Raw genomic sequence first — 20,202 nt, forward strand, 5'->3', positions numbered from 1 at the left:
TCATAAGGCAGTCGAGCTAACTATTATAGCATATAAATAATTGAATCCCCAAAAACACCGCTGAAAACATTTTCAAATGTTTTGGTTGAACAACTACCGTGCACTCTCTGCGACTGTGTTTTTGTTCTAAGTAGGTTAACCCAATCAGAAATAAAACTTTTACGGTTTTTAGAAGCTCGGTTTCTTGAGGAAACAAAGCTGCTTGGTGTTGTATTTTTTCGGCGATCGCCCTTGTCAGTCGATTTGAGATTTTAGATTTACTCCACAGATGAATCGGGGAGGTTGAACAAGAGTCTAAAATTTTGGCCGGCTCACGACGAGTGTCGGAAACTTGTATGGGTTTTTGGGCGGGGTCAGTCGATCGCGCGATCGAAACCCACTCTTTGCTGCCCTTCGATTCCGCTACCAACACAATTCGAGCGGTATCCCCGCACCAATGCGCGCTCAGCGCCAAAAAAGCGGTGGGAACTATCTTCGATATTCACATTTTTACCAGTTCTTTTATGATAGCTTACAAAAACTCCTTACTGCCATTTCTTTACTTTTTGCAATCAAATAAAATTTCTCCACAGCTCTTGCTATTTACCCAAAAAGTGATACTCTTTAAATAGAGGGGATCAAAAGTCTGCTGGAGACAGCCTCGGAAAAAATTAGATATTTTTCGCAACAAAACTACGTTTTAAAAATGACTGTCATTTGTTTACTGTCATTTGTTTACTGTTCTTTGTTTACTGTCCTTTGACCGAACAGAGATGAAGTTGAGAGGAAAAAAGCAATGCTAGAAAATTTAGCCGTTCAACAAAAAGAAGTTTTAATTCCCAAAGAAAAATCCTTAGTATTGTGGTTTGATGAAGTCGGCATCGCCGACATCCCATTAGTAGGCGGAAAAAATGCTTCTTTAGGCGAAATGATTCAACAGTTAACCGCCCAAGGAGTCAGAGTTCCCAACGGATTTGCAACTACAGCACACGCTTACCGCTACTTCATCGAGTCGGCGGGTTTAGAAGCTAAATTGCGCGAAATTTTTGCCGATTTAGACGTAGAAGATCTGCAGAACCTGCGACAAAAAGGCAAGCAAGCGCGGGCACTGATTCTCGACACGCCGTTTCCGCGAGAATTGCAAGCTGCGATCGCGGATGCTTACGAGAAATTGTGCGATCGCTACGGCGACAGTACAGACGTAGCAGTGCGTTCCTCCGCCACCGCCGAAGACTTACCAGACGCCAGTTTCGCGGGACAGCAAGAAACCTACCTCAACGTCCAAGCTTGCGCTGGCGTCCTCGAATGCTGTCACAAATGCTTTGCTTCCACATTCACCGATCGCGCGATTTCCTACCGCCACCAGCGGGGATTCGACCACTTTGAAGTCGCCCTATCAGTCGGCGTCCAAAAAATGGTGCGATCGGACTTAGCATCCTCCGGCGTCATGTTCAGCATCGACACCGAAACCGGATTCAAAAACGCCGTATTAGTCACCGCCGCCTACGGATTAGGCGAAAATGTAGTCCAAGGCGCCGTCAACCCCGACGAATACTTTGTTTTCAAACCAACATTAAAACAAGGTTTTCGCCCAATTTTAGACAAACGCCTCGGCAGCAAAACACTCAAAATGGTGTACGATATCGGCGGTTCTAAATACACCAAAAACGTATCGGTTATCGCAGCAGAAAAAAATAAATTTGCCATACAAGATGATGAAATTCTGCAACTAGCAGAGTGGGCCGTACTCATAGAAGAACACTACTCTAAAGTGCGCGGGACTTATACCCCGATGGACATTGAGTGGGCAAAAGACGGCAATACGGGCGAATTGTTTATCGTCCAAGCGCGACCCGAAACAGTACAATCTCAAAAGTCGGCTACAGTTTTGCGCCACTACAAATTGCACGGCACCAGTGCAGTTTTAGCAAAAGGACGCGCCGTTGGCGAATCAATCGGACAAGGCAAAGCCCGCGTGATTTTAGACGTTCACAAAATCGCTGAATTTAAATCAGGAGAAGTTCTTGTTACCAACAAAACAGACCCGGATTGGGAACCGATTATGAAAAAAGCAAGTGCGATCGTCACCAATTCCGGCGGCCGCACTTGTCACGCTGCCATCATCGCCCGAGAAATGGGAATTCCGGCCATTGTCGGCACCGGCGAGGCCACCCAAATCTTGCAAAACGGGCAAGAAATCACGGTTTCTTGTTCCGAAGGAGACGAAGGCAAAGTTTATGCCGGTTTGCTGCCTTTTGAAATTCAAGAAACTGCGATCGAGAATTTACCCCGCACGCGCACTCAAATTTTAATGAATGTCGGGAACCCAGAAGAAGCCTTTGGTTTATCAGCAATTCCTTGCGACGGCGTAGGCTTGGCGCGGCTAGAATTCATCATTGCCAATCACATTAAAGCACACCCGCTGGCACTAATTCACTTTGACGAATTGGCAGATCGATCGGTCAAGGAAGAAATTGCAGAACTGACAGCACTTTACCAACACAAACCAGATTTTTTCACCGACAAACTAGCCCACGGAATTGCCACAATTGCCGCCGCATTTTATCCAAATCCAGTCATCGTGCGGATGAGCGATTTCAAGAGCAACGAATACGCTAATCTTTTGGGAGGGCGGCAGTTTGAACCCAAGGAAGAAAACCCGATGATCGGGTGGCGCGGCGCATCTCGCTATTACGACCCGAATTACCGCGAAGCTTACGCTTTGGAATGCAAAGCCTTGAAGCGAGTTCGCGATGAAATGGGCTTGACAAATGTGATTCCGATGATTCCATTTTGTCGCACGCCGGAGGAAGGCCGAAAAGTGTTGGCGGAGATGGCAAAACACGGTTTAGTCAAGGGCGAGAACGGCTTGCAAGTGTATGTGATGTGCGAATTGCCGAGCAATGTCATATTAGCTGACGAATTCGCGCAAGTTTTTGACGGATTCTCGATCGGCTCTAACGATCTAACTCAGCTAACATTAGGATTAGACCGCGATTCTGCTTTAGTCGCGCACATCTTTGACGAACGGAATGAAGCTGTGAAGCGAATGGTAGAAATTGCCATTAAAGCCGCCAAGAAGTACGGCCGCAAGATTGGAATTTGCGGTCAAGCGCCCAGCGATTATCCTGAGTTTGCTCGATTCTTGGTTGAGTTGGGAATTGATTCGATTAGTTTGAATCCAGATTCGGTTTTGAAGACTTTGTTGGATGTTGCTAAGGTGGAAGGTGCAGGTTCGCTGATGGATTTAGCGGGGGATGTTGCTAAGGTTTAACCGTTTTGGTTTTTGATAGAAACCGGGTTTCTCAAACAATAGCTGCGCCCTTTTATGGCTTCGTTGTTTTTGAATTAGACCCGGTTTCTCATACAGCATATTCCATCTATATGCGGTACACACAACAAGGGTCGTAAGTAAGGTGCGTCGCCACCAGTCAATCTGCAAGTTCCATTAAACATGAGCAGCGACGCACCCTACATAACTACAAACCTATTTTATTGCGGATAATTGAGCGGACATAATACAGCGTATTCCATGTATATGCGGTACACACCATATTGTAGTAAGTAAGGTGCGTCGCTTTCAGAGTCAATCTGTAAGTTCCATTAAACATGAGCAGCGACGCACCCTACATAACACGTACCAGACAATATAGCTTTATAGTGTACTTCATGAACCACCGAATATGCTGTATCACACCATACCTGCGCCTCTGGCTTTGTTGGGCTTTTGCGATGCGCTTTACGAAGAAAGCGGCGCCAACAGCGATCGCCCTCCTCAACCGCCAGCAAATGGTTAACGCTTAACGGTTAACGGCATAATAGTTTGAAATTTGGTCGGGAACTTTTCTAATTTAAAAATGTCGTTTCTGGAATAATTTTCTGTTGCCGATCGCCTAAATTAAAACAAATATTCTCCACATAAGCTCTGAAAAAGTGCTAACTGCTCTCCTGATTATTTTCATAGGTTTACTTCCGTCGCTGCTGTCTTTGTGGGTGATGCGCTCTGCCGAGAGCCAGGCCCGCGATAGAATTGCCGCGGCCAGGCTGGCGGTAGCAAATAGACCCCTGCGAACTCAACTACCTACTGCCGATCGCACCTACATAGAAGGCCTCGGTTATCCGATCGGCGATATCACTTGCGAGTATAACGCCCGCTCTAATTACATTCGCTGCGCTGTCAATCCTTCTGGGCCCTGTCAAGATTGTCGGTACTACCAAGCCAGAACTCTTGACGCTCGCGGTGAAAAGATATAGCTTATATGTACGCATATTTGCGGATGTAGTAATCAATGAGTTAATATGTACTTACGTGTAAGGATTATTGTTTGAGCTTGTTTTGGACGACCCGCGCCCAAACTCAGCAATCAAAACCTAATCGAGCAGTATTGCTGGGTTACAGTTGCCATAACTGGCTGATTGCGATCGGTGTTTTTATAGTTGAGGAGTTGCGATCGGAAACCAGGTTTAGATGATAAATTTTGGTTTGGCGGCGAGAAATCTAGGAATAAATCCGGTTTCTAGTCTCCTGGGCGTAACTCTTACAGTTAAGAAAATTAGCCAACAAAAATCGCAAATAGCTGATTGGTCAATCTCCAAACCAGTTTCTTCAAAACATCATGAAAAATTCTGCACGAACAATTGTCCCGAGCATTTATCTTAAACAGAAACCCGCTCGCAGACTCTAAGTTGACAGTTTGAGAAGTTGGTTGTGGGCGGCACTAATCTGTTTGTGCGATCGCAGCAAAACAGTCTCAAACCAGAATTGTTGTCTCCCGACTGCAAGTCATGAATTTTTAAGACGCCTCATCGATACAGGGTATGTATATTTTAATTGAATGACACGCCTTGGGTACTGCTGGCCTAATTATGTCACTGCCAGCACTCCCTAATTAAGGTCGGGTTACTATTGCGAACAGGGCTTGCGAACCCAAACCAAAGAAAGCGAGTTTTTTACCGGGAGCGAGGGCTGCAACTAAGTCTTTTCGTCCATAAAACCCGGTTTGTGCGTCCATAAGTGGTGAAATTTCTCTGCAAATAAAGTGCATTAGACTATTGACAAAAAACCTCATCAAGTAAATTTTTGAGAAGTCCTGTTCTTCTCTACTGCGGGAGCTAAGATATCTGCGCGTAACAGATACACTCGGTAACAGAAAACCGAAAAACAAATCTCAGCCGATAGATTGATTATTGGGATTTAAACTCCCAATCCTCAGCGCTTGCACCGACAATATTTGCAATGCTATCAAATAGCAAGATAGCACCGCTTTGTGATGAATAAAATCCGCCTGTTGCTCTCAATAGCAGTCAAGCAGCAGAACATCTAACTCTGCAATTAAACCTTTTCAAGAGGCGATCGATATCACCTTGAAGTGGGCATCTTACATACAATCCACGAGGTCATTCTACCATGCAAAGCATCTGCAACCAACCATTTTTTTCGATTCCAAAAGTAGGTAATTTTACCGCAAGTATTGCTGGCAAAAACTTCCGAACAACAGCAACTTATCCTCATAAAAAAACAATAAAACAAGCAAAAGCAGAGGAGTGTTTCCTGTCCCAGAAACCCAGTAGCGACGCGGGAATTGGGCAGCCGCACAGAGAATTTTTGCTCTTCACCGAGTCGAGCGGCGGCCGGAGTGTAAAAAATGTACTGTTCGTCGATTCGAGAGTAGAGAACTGCGATAGCTTGGCAAGGGGAGCAACAGCCGGTACAGAGGTATTTGTACTCGACTCGACGCGGGATGGAGTCGAGCAAATTACTAGAATTCTGGCTAATTGCAGCGATTTAGACAGCATTCAGATCGTTTCTCACGGTCGAGAAGCGGGGGTGCAACTAGGGTCGATCGAACTGTGGCGCGACAACTTAGAAACCTACAGCCATTTGTTGCAGCAGTGGGGAAAAGCCCTCAGCGAGAGAGGAGATATCTTGTTATTTGGGTGCAGCGTCGCAGCAGGGGAAAGCGGCGCAGCCTTCGTGCGGCGGCTGAGCTTGATTGTCGGTGCAGATATTGCAGCGAACGACGGCTTGACGGGGAGTGCCGCACTCGGCGGCGACTGGGAATTAAAATTTGCGACAGGGAAAATAAAGGCGAGTATCGCCATTGAAAAAGAAGTGCGGGAGGCATACAGTTACGTCCTCAGCACATTAGTTAATGAGACTTTCAAGAACCCGACAGTTAGGGGGCCTTGGATTTACGGGGGAAAAGACGGTGCGCTGTTCGATCCGGCCGGGCCTCCAGCAGCGAATCAACCTATCCCCGGCATTACCGGAGGCACAGTATCCGGCGTACTTCCGGCTTTGGGCGGGGATAGCAGCGGCAACGGCGCTCTGCGATTAACTCCAGCAGAAAACGTTCGGGAAGCCTTCGTCATCTACAACAACCCCATTTCTTCAACCGACGGTCTCAGAATCCAGTTTGATTTTTATTCCTACGGTTCAAACCAGCAATCTCCTGCTCCTGTGGGCTCATCTATTGACCCTCAGCCGGCAGACGGCTTGGGTTTCTTCTTCATTGACGGCACTGCCAGCCCGACTAGGACTGGGGGTTTTGGCGGTTCTCTGGGCTACGCTCAACGAACGGGTGTACCCGGTATTGAAGGAGGTTATTTAGGCATTGGATTTGACGAGTATGGCAATTTTTCAACATCCACAGAAGGGCGATCCGGCCCCAATCCGCGTCCGATTCCCGGCTCCTCTATTGGTTCTTTCAGACCTGATTCAGTAACCCTCAGAGGCAATGAAGCAGACGGTTATCCGTTTTTAGCAAATGCGATCGTTCCCTTCGGCATCGATAACATTCCTACGAGCATTAACTTTACCGGCCCCCCCGGCAGCAGTTTTAACTTCAGCAATACGTTCACGAGCGATCGCGATTTAGCCAAAAGATCCGTTCAAATTACGCTGAATCCATCTAACGATCCAGATAATCCCTCTCGCCTCACCGTAGCCTTCGATGAAGAATTCGACGGCATCTACGAAACTACAGCGATCGACATCCCCAACTTGGCAACCAGCAACGGCGCAATACCGCCAATTTTCAAGTTTGGTTTTGGTAGTTCCACAGGAAGCGCCAACAACGCTCACGAACTTCAAAACCTGGTAGTTGAAACTATCAATACTCCCAGTATCTCCGCCGACGTTGCCACTATCAAGACCGGCCCGCAGTTCGTCAAGCCCGGGGGCAGCATTACTTACACGATTACGACAGTAAACAGGGGGCCAGCACCCGCTACAAATGTCCTGATTCAAGACGAAATACCCTTAGAAATGCTGCTTCCAGGCGGATTGCCACCGGTTCTCAGTGCCTCCAACAACGGCACTTACGTGAACCAAACGAAGGCCGTCACCTGGCCGTTAATTCCCGTTCTCAATCCCGGCGAGACTCTCACTTACACCCTGACAATTAATTTGCCGCCCGGTTTAACCAGCGGTAGCAGTTTTGCCAACGTTGCATTCAGCACTAGCTCGACTTTCGACCCCGACCTCAGCAACAACAGCGGTATACTCCCGCCGGGGCAAGTCGAGGGGCCTGGTGTAGTCTCTACCACAGTTGTCGATGCAGCCGCGGATTTAGTAACTACCAAAAGCGGGCCTGTGACTACCTCGGCCGGGTCAAGCATTGCCTACACGCTGACCACGACTAACAGGGGGCCAGACCCCGCTGCCAACGTAACTATCACTGACAGCATTGTTCCGGGTTTAACAGGAGTCAGCGTATCGGACGGCGGCACTTACGACCCAGTTTCGGGCATTGTCACCTTCCCAGCACTGACGGCGCTGGCAAATGCGGCTACTGCGACCCGCACTATCAGTTTCATTGCCCCAGTCACCCGTACCGCCATCAGCAACACGGCGCGGAGCACCTCGGCGACTTTCGATCCGATCGCCACTAACAACAACGGTTCGGCAACCAACAAAGACGGCACTCCCACTAACTCTAGCGTTACGACAAGTATTGGGCCCAACGCGGATCTTGCAACCACCAAAACCGGATCTACCAGTGCCACCCCCGGTAGCTCGGTCAGCTACACGATCGCCACAGTCAACTTAGGCCCGAGTCCAGCAGAAGCTGTAACCATCACTGACAGCATAGTTCCCGGGTTAACCGGAGTCACGGCATCTAACGGCGGCGTTTACGACCCAGCGACGGGCATTGTCACCTTCGCGCCCGTGCCAATTGCCAATGCGGAGACAGTGACCCGGACGATCGGCTTCACAGTACCGCTCACCGTAACTTCGATCGGCAACACGGCCAGAAGTAGCTCGCTCACTCCCGACTCCACTCCGGCCAACAACAACGGTACAAACCCCAACGCCACCGTCACCACCACCGTCAGTCCCAGGGCCGATGTTGTCACCCAAAAAACAGCTCCGGCCGCCATCAACGCGGGCGGCACTCTCACTTATACAATTACTACTACCAACAACGGGCCGAGTGCAGCGGCCAACGTAGTCATCACCGACAGTCTGATTCCCGGCTTAACAGGAGTCACGGTGTCCGACGGCGGAACCTACAACCCAACCACAGGGACGATCGAGTTCCCAGCGATCGCGAATTTAGCCAGCGGCACCAACCAGAGCCGCACCATCAGCCTTGTACCGCCGCCTACCCTGACGAGCATCACCAACATTGTATCGAGCCGATCGGACACGGCAGACCCCGACTTGACGAACAACAACGGCTCGACAGTCGCAGCGCCCGGTCAGCCTGGGGGTCGAGTCACTACCTCGATCGGTGCTGTGGCCGATGTTGTCACCCAAAAAACGGCTCCGGCGAGCATCGACGCGGGCGGCACGCTCACTTATACAATTACTACTACCAACAACGGCCCGAGTCCCGCAGCCAACGTAGTCATCACCGACAGCCTGATTCCCGGCTTAACAGGAGTCACCGTGTCCGACGGCGGAACCTACAACCCAACCACAGGGGCGATCGAGTTCCCAGCGATCGCGAATTTAGCCAGCGGCACCAACCAGAGCCGCACCATCAGCCTTGTACCGCCGACTACCCTGACGAGCATCACCAACATTGTATCGAGCCGATCGAACACTGCTGACCCCGACTTGACGAACAACAACGGCTCGACAGTCGCAGCGCCCGGTCAGCCTGGGGGTCGAGTCACTACCTCGATCGGTGCAGCCCGCGCCGACCTGGTTACGTCCAAGACCGGTCTCACATCTGCTCCTGCCGGCAGTTCTGTGACTTATACTATAACTACCGCCAACAACGGGCCGAATGCTGCTGAAAACGTAGTGATTACAGACAGCATCATTCCCGGTTTAACGGGAGTCAGCGCATCCGATAACGGCACTTACGACCCAGTGACAGGGGTTGTCACCTTCCCAACAATTCCCAGCTTGACTAGCGGCAGCAACACCAACCGCGAGGTAACAGTAGTCGTTCCAGCAACGGGTACCATTAGCAATACTTCCCAGAGCCGATCGACCACTTTTGACCCAGAACTCAACAATAACAACGGTTCCGAACCCAGAGCCACTGTCACCACCGCCATCAGCGCGCAGCCCACACCCCCCAACCAATTTCCATCAGCCGACAGCAGCAACGCAGGGCTAACGCCCAACAGCGCGGTCAAAATCAGCGGGCTCGGAGGCAGAGACTCAGACGGCACAGTGGTTAGCTACACCATCAACACCCTGCCACCGGCAAATCAAGGCGTCCTGTTCTTGGGCGACCCCGCAACCGGGGGAGTAGCCGTCACGCCCGGTCAAACCCTGACAGCCGAGCAAATCACGCAGTTATTCTTCCAATCGGCAGGCAATTTCACAGGGGCTAACTTTACATACAGCAGCAGGGACAATCTCGGTGACAGCAGTCCAGCAGCCACAGTTTCTCTGGTGTCGCTGGCGTTCAACGACCCGCCGGTACCGACAAATATCAGCAAGACACTACCGCCAAACAGCACCTTAAACCTCACAGGACTGACGACCACAGACCCCGACGACTCGATCGACTTCTACACCATCAACACCCTGCCGCCGGCAAATCAAGGCGTCCTGTTCTTGGGCGACCCCAGCCTGGGAATCCGGGTGACGCCCAATCAAAGACTGAGCACAACTCAAATCAGTCAGTTATTCTTCCAAGCAACCAGCGAATTCGCAGCCGCCAACTTTACCTACAGCGCCACAGACAGCCGCGGCGCCATCAGTCCAGCCCCCGCTACAGCCTCCCTGCTAGCACTATTACCTCCCGCCGACCAGCAGCCACCCGTCGCCAACAACTCCAGCGTCGCTTTGTTGCCGGGAACAAGCGCGAACATCCCCGGACTCGGAGGAACCGACCCCGACGGGACGGTGGTTTCCTTTATCGTAAACACCTTGCCGCCGGCCAATGAAAGCACGCTGTTCTTGGGCGACCCCAGCCAGGGAGTGCCGGTCACGGCAGGTCAAACCCTGACACCCGAGGAAATTACCCAGTTGTTCTTCCAGGCGTCCGGCAATTTCACAGGGGCAAACTTCACCTACAGCGCTACAGATAACCTCGGTGCCACCAGTCTGGCAGTTGCCACTGTCTCTGCCATTCCCCTTAACGAACCGACACCGACTCCAACACCAACACCGGAACCCGCGCCGACACCGACTCCAACACCGGAACCGATACCGACTCCAACACCCGCGCCGACTCCAACACCGGAACCGATACCGACTCCAACACCCGCGCCGACTCCAACACCGGAACCGGAACCGACGCCAACACCCGCGCCGACTCCAACACCAACACCAACACCGGAACCGACGCCAACACCCGCGCCGACTCCAACACCGATACCGATAACGACTCCAACACCCGCGCCGACTCCAACACCGGAACCGATAACGACACCGACGCCTATTTTCGGTCGAGTTCCCGAACCGGATACCGGTTGCGGCTGCAACCCCTTGCCCCTGCCACCAACGATCGCATTTATCCAACCCCAGCCTTCGCAAATACTTAACTTCGACTCAAACGCCGTAGAACTCACCGACATCCAAAACGGGATTGCAGGCACTCCCGGAAACGATTCTTTAACAGGGAACGATGCTAACGAACTGTTTGTCTCCTTTGGCGGCGACGACACAGTTTTAGGTGAAGGCGGCGCCGATATCGTCTTCGGCGACCAACAGCGAGACTTCATCGCTGCCGGTAGGGGCAACGACATCGTTTACGCGGGCAAAGAAACCGATGTGGTGTTCGGCGGCAAAGAAGACGATCGCATTTTTGGCGATCGCAATTCCGACACATTGTACGGCGATCGCGGCTCCGACACGATCGTCGGCGACAACGGCAACAACATCGACTTGACCGGCAACGAGGGCGACCTGATTTTCGGTGGTTCTTCAGGCGACGCCATTGCTGGCACTCAAGGCCGCGACACCGTTTACGCGGGCAAAGGCCCTGACATCGCGACAGGGGGCAAAGAAGAGGACTTGATTTGGGGCGACAAGGGCCCGGACACCCTCTACGGCAACAACGGAGACGACTCTCTGTTCGGCGGCGTCCTCAACTCTCTTGACAGCGACCCCGACGGACGGGATTTGCTGTTTGGAGGCGACGGGAACGACTTACTTAACGGCCAAGAACAAGACGACACTTTGCTGGGCGGCAACGGCCGGGATTTGGTGTTTGGAGGCAAAGGGGGCGATCGCATTTTCGGCGAAACTGACTCCGACACTCTCTACGGCAATCAAGGTTCGGACACGATACTCGGCGACTACGGCTATGCTGCTGGCAGCACAATTGCTAGCGAAGAAGGCGACTTAATTTTCGGCAACGACACCGGCGACATCATCGGCGGAGGTAGCGGTAACGACAGCATTTTTGCCGGCAAAGGTAACGACTTAGCGGTAGGTGGCAAAGATAACGACATGATTTGGGGCGAACTCGGTTCCGACACGATAGTCGGCGACGAGGGAGACGATTCGCTTTACGGCGGCTTGCAAAACCAGTTAGTGTCGGATGTTGACGGCCGCGACTTGCTATTTGGCGGAGATGGTAACGACTTCCTCAACGGCGGTGAGAGTTCCGACTCTCTCGGTGGGGGTTTTGACAATGATACTGTTCGCGGTGGCAAGGATGACGATTGCGTGCACGGAGATGCCGGCGACGACTTGATTTACGGCGATGACGGCAGCGATATTTTGTGCGGCGATGAGGGCAACGATACCATTTTTGGCGATCGGGGGGAAAACTATCTAGGCCCGGTGGGTGCAAACGGCCAGCAAGACTGCATCAACGGTGGCAGCGGTGACGACCTTTTATACGGAAATGAAGGCCAAGATACCCTCAACGGAGGTGATGGTAATGACAATATTTACGGAGGGAAAGATAGCGACATTCTCAACGGAGGTGCAGGGGATGACTGGCTGTTTGGCGACGGGGGAGACGATACTTTAATTGGAGGTATTGGGAGCGATCGCTTTGTGTTAAATAGCAACAGCGGTATCGATACTGTACTCAATTTTGAAGTAGGAACCGACAAGTTTGTTCTCGCCGGAGGCTTGAGTTTCGACGCCTTGCGAATTAACTCGCGCGATGCGAACGGTTATGTCTTGCAAGTTGCTGCCACTGGCGAGATTTTGGCTAATGTTTTTGGGGCTAACAATGCTATTACTGCTCTGGATTTTGTGACTCTTTCTCGCTAAGACAGGACTGGGTTGAACAAACAGCGTTTAGGGCCTCCACGCACACCGCACCTTACTGCTGTTTGTTCAAAAATTCTAATCCTAAAAAAATAGCTGCGATGCTTCCTGCTACGCAAATTTCTCGGTTTGCTATTTTCAACAAAACTTCGGAAATGGGGACTAAAACTACTTCAATATCTTCTGTAATATCCAATTGGATTTGGCTGGCAAGTTTGACATTTTTAGCAAAGTATAGGTAAATACAATTGGTGTCTTTTACGGGGTTGTCATATAAAGTTGCTAGTTCCCAGATTTCTTCAGCAACATATCCAGTTTCTTCGGCAAGTTCTCTGGCAGCAGCAGATTTGCCGCTTTTTTCCGCAGGATTGAAACTTCCGCCCGGCAGTTCCAGCAAAATCTCGCCGGCTCCGTGCCTGTATTGGCGCACAAATACAAGTTCTTGCTGCTTTGTCGTCGCAAATACTAGGGCGATATTGGGTCGGACATGAACAAAAAAGTCGTCGATAATTTGTCCGCTTGGCAATTCTATTTCATCTTGTCTGACCTGACACCACTTGTTGTTAAGAACGAAGCGCGATCGCACTAATTTCCATTTAGTTAAATTTTTCATATCGCCATAATGCTAAACTTTCAGCGTCATCCGAAGGCACAATTTTCCCATCCACAATCTATTTCATATCACTCACAACTTTCACGCAGCAGCCATGCCATACAAAACATTACTCACCAGATTTGGGGAAGACTTACAAAAATTGACTGTTAATTCTCTAGCACCCGGATTGTTTGCGATCGAGTCACTGAGTCTGAGTCTAGCAGTCGCCGCCGCAGTTGCGACAGTGCCGATCGCACAACAAGCCAACGCTTCCACAGTCCCAAGTTGGCAATTCGATCCGGCGACAAATGAGCTAGTAATTAATCTCCCAGAGGGAACGGCGCCCAAGTATTCTCTGCTAAATCCCAGTCAGATTGCAGTGGATTTGCCCGATACGGAGATCGGAATAGATGCAACTCAGCTATACCCAGAAGGCATGGTGCGTTCTGTGGGAGTCAGTCAAATTGAAGGCGGGAAAGCCAGAATTGTGGTGGATTTGGCGCCCGGATTTGCTGTGAGGGCCGATCGAACTCTATTCCAAAAGATCGGGACAGCAAATCGCTGGGTGCTGATTCCGTCGATCGAACCAAGTTCGACCGCCAACACTACCGAAACCCAAACCCCGTCAGCAACACAAGTACCGCAGTCCAGGCCGGTGAGAACTCCCAACTCAGTTGCAGCTCGATCGCCTGTCTCACCCGCCCCGATCGCCACTCTAAATTACAATCGCAATTCTTCCCAGCAGACAACCCAAAATGACCAAATACGACCCATTACAGTGCCTTTAGTTAGGGTTGCAGTCAAGGAACGGCGGGGGATACCTCTTACTCCCCTACCCCGTCCTGCTGCATCAAAACAGCGGATTATCAATTTTGGTGAACCCCTGCCCAAATAGTAGGTTTAACCCATCTTCCAGCATCCTCAAGAACAGGCAAGATACCTGTTCCACAAACAATGAATTTGATTGTGGGATGTCCCGCCCGCCCAAAAATATAATTTAGATTGCGGGAGAGCTTAATCAAAATTAGAAATTTTGATTATCTGTGGATGGAGCCACTGAACCGGGCTGGTTGATAAACAAATTTTTGGCACTGTTGTTTTGGTAGATACAGTTGATGTCGGGTTCACTTTCGAGGGCACCGGTGAAGCCAAATGTATTCATCCGATTTTTGCAATCGCGCACTTGGTCTTGGCTGACGAGTTTTCTTTGCTCTAGAATTGCCCAGTTATTGGTTCGCAGCACGCAGCCGGGGCGCATAGTCGGCTGTGAAATGTAGACGTTGAAAGGGTTGAGGGTGACGTAAGCGCGCATATCTGTAACCATCGCGCTTGCTCCAAACTGCACGCAAAGTTCTGGGTTCGGGGCGCTGCGATCGATAAATTCGCGGGATGCTACATTTTCTGGGCTAATTGTAGCGGTGGAGCTAAAGGCAATGCCAATCCCAATTCCCAGAATAAAGACGGCTGTTAAAATCCCAAGGGTGGCGGAATTGAGGAAAGAGGGTTTGCCTGACTGAGGTTGGCGCCGCGACTGTCCGCCAAATAAGCCGGAGTCTTCATCTCCCCGGGATGGGTCGCCGCTGAATCTGTCGTCGTTGTAGGATTTAGGTTTGCGTTTCATATAAAGTTCCCTCAGTTCTGGAGACTCAACAGGTAGTAGTTTGTTATTTTTAACTCACATCTTGGACTATTCTCAAGAACGGGCATCTTGCCCGTTCCACAAAGAGTAGATTTTCTCGCTTCACAGGCCGGAAAGCCTGTTCCTAAAAGGCTAATTGAGAATGGTGCAACATCTCAGTTTTAACCGATCGCCTTTCTAATATTATGGCGCTAGGAAGGTGGTTGCTGCAGTCCCAGGACACCACCTCTGGGTTTGGTGTTGGGTTCACAGATCGCGATCGACCAAGGGGCTGCCTTGTCTGAATTTTCAGATTTCAATAAAATAACTGAAAGTGACATACTCTTGCACAGCGGAGGAATCCGGCTCAAGATTGTTGACAAATTTTAACATTTTACAAGCCAGGAGGTATAGATTAGTGTCTGTCGAAACTATTCAAAAGCGTTCCACAGTCCGCAAGCTTGCACCGCGCTACCGCGTTCTGCTGCACAATGATGATTTCAATCCTATGGAGTACGTGGTGCAGACTTTGATGGCGACGGTACCGAGTCTGACTCAGCCACAGGCTGTGAATGTGATGATGGAAGCCCACACTAACGGGATGGGACTGGTGATTGTTTGCGCTCTCGAACACGCTGAGTTTTACTCTGAAACGCTCAACAATCACGGATTGAGCAGCACCATCGAACCTGACGATTAGAACATGAGGGGAGTGCAATGGATTCGCCCAGCGCGTTTCTGACTGAAAATAACCTTTAATTTACCCTCATACAAAAAAGCCAAGGGTTAGGCCCCTGGCTTTTTGCTATATTTACTGCGGTAGATATGGAAACTGGAAGAGCATAGGTTTTTCGGAACGGCCGGAAGTGGTTCGGAGCTACGTGAGCTCGATCGCCAACTTCCACTCTCCAATCTCAAATCTTGATTCTAGGAAATTAATAACGTCCTCCGCCGCCTCCTCCTCCGCCGCCGCGAGCAAATTTTCCTGGGCCGCCGCCGCCCCGGTTGCCGCCGCCCCGGCCTTCATCTTCGCGGGGCTTAGCTTTGTTAACTTTGAGGTCGCGACCCATCCACTCTGCTCCGTCGAGAGCACTAATGGCTGCATCTTCTTCTGCATCTGTTGACATTTCTACAAAACCGAAGCCGCGGGGGCGACTGGTTTCTCTGTCGGTAGGTAGATGTACTCGCTTAACGGTTCCGTATTCGGCGAAGACGGTGGTGATGTCTTCTTGGGTAACTTGATAGGATAAGTTACCGACGTATATCGACATGAGGAATAACTCCAAAATTTAGACAGTGCGAAGATTTCAGTTTCGGAGAGTTCCCTGCCGATACAGAAGGGCAAGTTTTTAGACAATTCTGTAGCAATGAACAAAGCCTGCAACCGAATCTGATTCACACTTGGTATTTTAACACAGAATAGCGTCTTTAGAGTAGGTTTCAGCAGTTAATTAGGTTGTTCTAATTAAAGGTGAAACTTTTAGGGTATTCAGAAACCCGATTTCTCCCTGTGATGTTTTGGCGAGGTGGAAGTACAGAAAGTTGTGGCGCCGACTCTCACCGCAGGAAAGATACGTCTATATTGCCAAAATTGGTACTCAAAGCTAAATTCAGGTTTTCCAGGGCTTTGACTAACCACACCACGCCTTCTCGGGTACTGAATTCGTAGTGACCGAACAAAATTGCCAACCGCTTTTCTAGGTATGGCTTGACTTTGCCGCAAATTAGCACGATTTTTAGCAGCAAACCTGTGGTTTGGGTGGGCCCGAGGTTTGAGATCAAGTCGATGAAGACAAAGTGGTTGGGCCGCACAGGACTCTCTACTACTAAAAAGTTCAATAACTGGCTGCAAGTTCTGAGCATTAAAAATTCGTTGAACTTCCGATCGTCGCTGTGGGGAAGGGTATTTTGTAGTTGCTTATACAATTTTTCGTTAAATTGACGTTTGCCGTAGCGGTCGTCGGTGATAGAAGAAATCAGGTATTCGTACAAGTCGTCTTTAAAGGAGCCGTAAGACCCTGTTGTGCTGGCGTTCGCCGTGAAGCGGCCCGCTAGCTGTCTGTAGGTATCGGCTCCTTCTACTTTTCCGACAAATTGCTTGAGGGCAAAGAACAGTTCGGGGTCGCTCAACAACGTCGGGTTTTTTATAGGCTGTATATTCCTGCCGAAGGAAAGTGAGGTTTCCCGGCGCGCTATTTGGGCTTTTCTCACTTGGTGAGCGACGTATTGCGAAAGGTTGACTTCAAATTGCTGCTGCTTTTGAGCTTGGATTTTTTTGATGATTTTCTGCTGTTCGTAGGTGCTATCGTCGCTGAGGAGGCAGTGTTTGTAGAGGTAAGGGTAGCGAGGAATTAAGGTTCCCAGGGCTAGGGTGGCGGGGGTTTTGCTGTTGCTGGGGTCTTCATTGCTGTGAGTGATGACTTTGGCTAAGCGTTGGAGGGTGAGGTACTGTTCGCTTTCGGTAAATTGATTTACTAATTTGGGGATAGAGCCGATCGCCCGCGATCGATTGTATCCAAATAGTATTTTGGGCGCTTCTTCAAACAGAGCGATCAATTCAGGGATGGCTGCTTGCTTGCTGGGGTAAGTTTGCCAGCGGTTGATCATGATGTGGCAACAGCGGTTGAGGATGTACTTGAATTCTTGTTCGGCGTGTTTTGATGCTGCTATTTTTTCGAGTGCGTCGGCGACGGAGCGATCGGGATATCCGGTGCCCTGGATAAACAAAGTGCGAAAGCGGCTGATGAGTTCGGTCGGCTGCTCTACTTGTACCAACTCTAGCCAGTGGTTGTAAAGTAGCTGTTCTTCTTCGTGGCTTTGTCTGTTGTAGTCGTTCACTGTGGATTAACCCTCCGAGTCTGGGGCAGGAGCTTTCAGCGCTATTAGCTTAATGAATTGGCAGATGCAGCGCAACAATTGAGTCAACTGAGCTTCTCGCCGGACGAGGCTTAGGGGTAGAAGCTGTCAGCAGCTTAAGCCGATCGATATTTTTTGCTTAGTTAAACTATTTACCAACACCAGCATGACATGAATTGTTGGCAATTAGCAAGGCCTAAAATCACCCTAAACTTTGTAAAGTCTTGGTAAAGATTGTGAATGAGTACGGGAGGATTTCTTAGTTGGCTGACGATTTAGTATTAGGATTGTCAAGGTCAATCCTAGTTGGCAGCCCTCAATCACTTAAATTTGAGGTCGGGCGAGGTAGAATTAGCTGTGAAAATAATTATTTAAAATGTGAGTGCTGGTTATGGTTTGTCGCGTAAGTATCGCCCAAATTGCTGAAATTTTAACTGTACCTTTACCTGCTGTGTCTGAGGGCGTTTTGACAGTTTTAGGGACAGGGATTGCCACAGATACGCGCACTCTTGAGGGGGGCGAAGTGTTTTTGGCCCTGCGGGGAGACAATTTTGACGGCCATCAATTTGTGGCAAAAGCCCGAGATTTGGGTGCGATTGCGGCGATTGTCGATCGAGAATGGCAAGAGGAATTGCCTAATTTTCCGCTGTTGCGCGTTGACGATACTTTAAAAGCTTATCAGTCGATCGCAGCCTGGTGGCGCGACCAGTTCAGTATACCTATAGTTGCTGTTACTGGTTCTGTCGGTAAAACTACTGTTAAAGAATTAATTGCGGCGGTTTTGTCAACGAGGGGAAATGTTCTTAAAACTCAATATAACTACAACAATGAAATTGGAGTACCAAAAACTCTGTTAGAGCTTTCACCCTCACACAATTATGCTGTAATTGAAATGGGGATGCGCGGGAGTGGCGAAATTGCGCTGCTGTCACAAATTGCGCGTCCTACTGTTGCGGTAATTACTAACGTAGGAACGGCGCATATAGGGCGATTGGGTTCGGAAGAGGCGATCGCCCAAGCTAAGTGCGAACTGTTAGCCGAAATGCCTGCTGATAGCATTGCTATTCTCAATCACGATTGTGACAGATTAATCGCAACTGCGGCAAAAGTTTGGCAGGGAAAAACTTTAACTTACGGTTTAGAAGGCGGAGATTTGTGCGGAGAATTGCTCAATTACGATACAATATCTGTAGAAGGTGTGGAATTGCCGCTGCCGCTGCAGGGACGGCACAATGCTGTAAATTATTTGGCGGCTTTGGCGGTAGGAAAAGTTTTAGGTATTGATTGGGAAGTTTTAAAGCAAGGTTTGTCTGTGCAGTTACCAGATGGACGGGCGCGCCGCTACGATTTGCCACAGGATATTGTGATTCTGGATGAGACTTACAATGCTGGTTTGGAGTCGATGTTGGCGGCCCTGAGACTGTTAGCAGATACTCCGGGAAAGCGCCGAATTGCGGTGTTGGGAACGATGAAGGAATTGGGCGACAGGGCGATCGAATTTCACCGACAAGTGGGAAGGGCGGCGCGAGAGTTGAATCTGGATGCTTTGTTTGTTTTTGCTGATTTTGAGGAAGCGGCGGCGATGGGTGCGGGTGCGGCGGGTTTGCCTTTTGTGGAGGTAGAAGATATTGCGAGGGAGAATTCCCGCGAAGATTTAGCAAGGCATTTAATGGAGTTTGTCACACCGGGCGATCGTATTTTATTTAAAGCCTCTCATTCGGTGGAGTTAAATCGAGTTGTGGAGAAGTTTAGGGCAGATTTTGCGGGGGAGTAATAGAAAAGAAATTTTGGGGATTTGAAATTATGCGAGCGCTTCTAGTCGATCGCCGCCTCAAACTCACGTTTCAATCGCTGATGCGTAGGGTGGTAAGATGCCCATCTGCACCTAAGTCCCGAGGGTTCAATATTTTGATAGCCCTCTGGCCTCGATTTCGATATCGGGATCGATCTCAATTATTGAAATTTTGGCATTTTCAACTACTGTATTTCCCATCATTGTATTGTGCATTGCCTCAAACTTAGATTCATCTTTAGCAATTCGTTCGTAGTGCAAAATTACGTGATAACGCTTTTCAATTGGCTCTCCAGAATCAGAAATTTCCACCGCGTCCCAATCTATATTTTGAGATTCTTCCGCTTGCTGGCGGTAGCGAGAGGCTAAATGTTCCAGGGCGATCGCGATCGCGTGTTCTTTCGTTTGTCCGTAAAAATTCATGGTATCATTGGGGCGATCGCTCAAAGATGACGATATCTGACAAAGATACTGCCCGTTTGATTGAGCGCAAACGTCGAGCGCAATTGTACCAGCAGTGCGATCGGGATTTATTTGAGTCATAAGCTGTTCGGCATTTAAAAGACGATAGTAGGGTGCGTCAGTCCATAAGCGTTTCCCTTGTCCCGTAACTATTCTAACTGACGCACCCTACAAGGCTGAAACTCACCGTAGCACAAGTTTTAGGAGTCGGGGAAGCTTGACCTATTTCAGGATATATCGAAAAAAAGCTAAAGTATCGATTA

Annotated in this window: 12 protein-coding genes; 6 read left to right on the top strand and 6 right to left on the bottom strand. The window is 49.7% G+C overall.

The features are described from left to right. Positions 1–353: 353 nt before the first annotated feature. Complete coding sequence (locus tag QUA56_RS04930; protein WP_333354010.1) at positions 354–485, bottom strand: hypothetical protein; 132 nt, start codon at positions 483–485, stop codon at positions 354–356. Positions 486–775: 290 nt separating this feature from the next. Between QUA56_RS04930 and ppsA the strand changes: the two genes are divergently transcribed. From ppsA to QUA56_RS04945, 3 genes are all read left to right on the top strand, one after another. After that, positions 776–3,253 (top strand): phosphoenolpyruvate synthase, encoded by a 2,478-nt coding sequence (ppsA, locus tag QUA56_RS04935; RefSeq protein WP_333354012.1) that lies wholly within the window; start codon positions 776–778, stop codon positions 3,251–3,253. Between the two features lie 659 nt (positions 3,254–3,912). Beyond that, on the top strand, positions 3,913–4,233 hold the full coding sequence (locus QUA56_RS04940; RefSeq protein WP_333354015.1) for a DUF6464 family protein: 321 nt from the start codon (positions 3,913–3,915) through the stop codon (positions 4,231–4,233). A gap of 1,153 nt (positions 4,234–5,386) precedes the next feature. Next, positions 5,387–12,619, top strand: coding sequence for a DUF4347 domain-containing protein (locus QUA56_RS04945; protein ID WP_333354019.1), 7,233 nt, complete (start codon positions 5,387–5,389; stop codon positions 12,617–12,619). A gap of 52 nt (positions 12,620–12,671) precedes the next feature. On the opposite strand, the gene QUA56_RS04950 is transcribed toward QUA56_RS04945, so the two are convergent. Continuing rightward, complete coding sequence (locus QUA56_RS04950) at positions 12,672–13,229, bottom strand: NUDIX hydrolase (protein ID WP_333354022.1); 558 nt, start codon at positions 13,227–13,229, stop codon at positions 12,672–12,674. Between the two features lie 94 nt (positions 13,230–13,323). Here QUA56_RS04950 and QUA56_RS04955 point away from each other — a divergent pair, with 94 nt between their 5' ends. Further along, complete coding sequence (locus QUA56_RS04955) at positions 13,324–14,106, top strand: AMIN domain-containing protein (protein ID WP_333354024.1); 783 nt, start codon at positions 13,324–13,326, stop codon at positions 14,104–14,106. 129 nt (positions 14,107–14,235) lie between these two features. Here QUA56_RS04955 and QUA56_RS04960 read toward each other — a convergent pair whose 3' ends face one another. Next, positions 14,236–14,832: a DUF3172 domain-containing protein gene (locus QUA56_RS04960; RefSeq protein WP_333354026.1), complete on the bottom strand. Its 597-nt coding sequence runs from the start codon at positions 14,830–14,832 to the stop codon at positions 14,236–14,238. A 415-nt stretch (positions 14,833–15,247) separates the two neighbouring features. On the opposite strand from QUA56_RS04960, the gene clpS reads away from it, so the two are divergent. Further along, positions 15,248–15,529 (top strand): ATP-dependent Clp protease adapter ClpS, encoded by a 282-nt coding sequence (clpS, locus tag QUA56_RS04965; RefSeq protein ID WP_333354029.1) that lies wholly within the window; start codon positions 15,248–15,250, stop codon positions 15,527–15,529. Between the two features lie 235 nt (positions 15,530–15,764). On the opposite strand, the gene QUA56_RS04970 is transcribed toward clpS, so the two are convergent. Then, positions 15,765–16,100, bottom strand: coding sequence for an RNA-binding protein (locus QUA56_RS04970; protein ID WP_333354031.1), 336 nt, complete (start codon positions 16,098–16,100; stop codon positions 15,765–15,767). A gap of 286 nt (positions 16,101–16,386) precedes the next feature. Then, on the bottom strand, positions 16,387–17,667 hold the full coding sequence (locus QUA56_RS04975; RefSeq protein WP_333354035.1) for a hypothetical protein: 1,281 nt from the start codon (positions 17,665–17,667) through the stop codon (positions 16,387–16,389). Positions 17,668–18,076: 409 nt separating this feature from the next. Between QUA56_RS04975 and QUA56_RS04980 the strand changes: the two genes are divergently transcribed. Beyond that, the gene (locus QUA56_RS04980) at positions 18,077–19,459 is read left to right on the top strand and encodes a UDP-N-acetylmuramoyl-tripeptide--D-alanyl-D-alanine ligase (protein WP_333354038.1); all 1,383 of its coding nucleotides are present in this window, start codon (positions 18,077–18,079) and stop codon (positions 19,457–19,459) included. A 126-nt stretch (positions 19,460–19,585) separates the two neighbouring features. Here the strand turns inward: QUA56_RS04980 and QUA56_RS04985 are convergent, their stop codons facing one another. Next, positions 19,586–20,020, bottom strand: a complete 435-nt coding sequence (locus QUA56_RS04985; protein WP_333354041.1) for a hypothetical protein — start codon at positions 20,018–20,020, stop codon at positions 19,586–19,588. Between the last annotated feature and the right edge of the window lie 182 nt (positions 20,021–20,202).

This window comes from Microcoleus sp. N3A4, from assembly GCF_036701805.1.
GTDB lineage: Bacteria > Cyanobacteriota > Cyanobacteriia > Cyanobacteriales > Microcoleaceae > Microcoleus.